Below are 1,886 nucleotides of genomic sequence, written 5' to 3' on the forward strand. Positions count from 1 at the left end.
TCCATTGGGGAAAGGAGCAGCTATGCTGATTGAAGTTCAAAACAGTATTCTGAGGATGGTTGCTCAAGGCGACGAGCTTGAAGCAACACTCGCTACGTTATGCCGTCAACTGGAAAGCCTGTTGCCGGGCACTCGCGCGTCGATCTTGACACTAGATCCACATGGCTTGCTGCACCCGTGCGTCGCACCAAGTCTACCGAAAGACTATTCGGCCGCGCTAGACGGTATCCCGATCGGACCGTCCGCGGGATCTTGTGGGTCTGCCGCATATCTGCAGCGAGTTGTTGTGGTTGATGACATCGAAAGCGACCCGAGGTGGGCGGCCTTTAGAGGCTTAGCTCAGGCGGCGGGCTTAAAGGGATGCTATTCCAGTCCTATTTTTGGAAGCAGGGGACTGGTCCTTGGTACGTTCGCACTGTATTTCAACGACGCCCGCGGTCCAACTGCTTTCGAGCAGAGCGTTGTTGAAGGTTGCCTGCCGCTCTGCATGATCGCCCTTGAGCGTCATGAGAGAGTTCTGGAGCGGGAACGTCTTGCCTACACGGATGCCCTAACTGGGCTTACTAATCGAGCCAAATACAACAAGGATCTAGAAACTGTCCCTTCCTCCGGGTGGTCGCTGTTGCTGATCGATATCGACAACCTCAAAAACGTGAACGACACGTTCGGTCACACCGCTGGCGACGACTTGATCACGGCTGTGGCGGCTCGCATTGCTGAGGCTGCAAGCACGTTACGTTCCTATCGCATCGGAGGCGACGAATTTGCGGTCATTCTAGATGACACGGCTATCGATCCAGCGGAATTGGCCGAATATATATGTCGGAAGGTAAGCCGCCCCGCCACGTGCGGGGAGCACACCGCGTTCCCTACCGTCACGATTGGTATTGCCCATTCTCAAGCTGAGCTAAGTGTAGCGCAGGTTCGCCAGAACGCAGATATCGCTCTCTATCACGCCAAGGAAGGCTTGCGCGGAGGCGTGCTCATCTACAACGATGCACTGACAACGGCGATTTCGAGACGATCGGAAGCCATCCACAAAGTGGCTGCCGCGCTCAGGGACAACAGGGTCGAGGCGTGGTATCAGCCGATCGTTCGGATAGACACTGGCGATATTGTCGGCGTCGAGGCTCTGGCACGCATGCGCACAGTGGATGGCGTGATCGTGCCAGCCGCTGAATTTTTCGAAGCTACTAAAGATGCCCAAGTCGCAGCAGCTCTGACACGACGCATGATCGAGTGCATCGCTCGCGATGTCGGTGCATGGCTCAGGCTCGGGATACCGTTTCAACATGTAGGCATCAACCTTTCTGCCGCAGACTTCTCATGCACGGATTTGCCAGAAAGCCTCGAGATTGCGTTCAAACAGGAGGGGGTGCCGCTGCACCATGCCGTTCTGGAAGTGACCGAGTCGGTTTACCTGGGTGATCGTGATCGTCGTGTTGCGAAGAAGATCGCCTCCTTACGCGCTTCAGGCTTGCGGGTTGCCCTTGATGACTTCGGGACAGGCTTTGCGTCCCTCACCCACCTCATCACCGTTCCTGTCGACATCATCAAGATCGACAAATCCTTCACCAATCTCCTAGGGCCTAACGACCCGGGTACGAGCATCGTCGAGGGCATTCTCCATATCGCCAAGCGCCTTGGCATCAAAGTTGTCGTGGAGGGCATCGAAACGCGTGAACAGGCCAAGCTCCTACTAGAGCGGGGATGCGTCCTTGGCCAAGGCTATCTCTACTCAAAATCACTACCTCCTGGCCAGATCTGCGAGCTTCTGCGCGAGCGCGGACAGCGATTGGACAAGGTTTCCGCGCTGAACGATACGCTGAGCCGTCTTCGAGACCATTCGAGTTCCCTTCGCGAAGAAGGCGTGGCGTGATCTCATG

Annotated in this window: 1 protein-coding gene; it reads left to right on the forward strand. The window is 56.2% G+C overall.

Annotation, left to right across the window (positions count from 1 at the left end):
* Positions 1–22 precede the first annotated feature (22 nt).
* A complete protein-coding gene (locus BSG19_RS25595) occupies positions 23–1,879 on the forward strand; it encodes a sensor domain-containing phosphodiesterase (RefSeq protein ID WP_092990803.1) in 1,857 nt (618 codons plus the stop codon).
* Positions 1,880–1,886 lie beyond the last annotated feature (7 nt).

It is taken from the genome of Rhizobium sp. NFR03 (assembly GCF_900111275.1).
In the GTDB taxonomy this organism is placed as follows: domain Bacteria; phylum Pseudomonadota; class Alphaproteobacteria; order Rhizobiales; family Rhizobiaceae; genus Ferranicluibacter.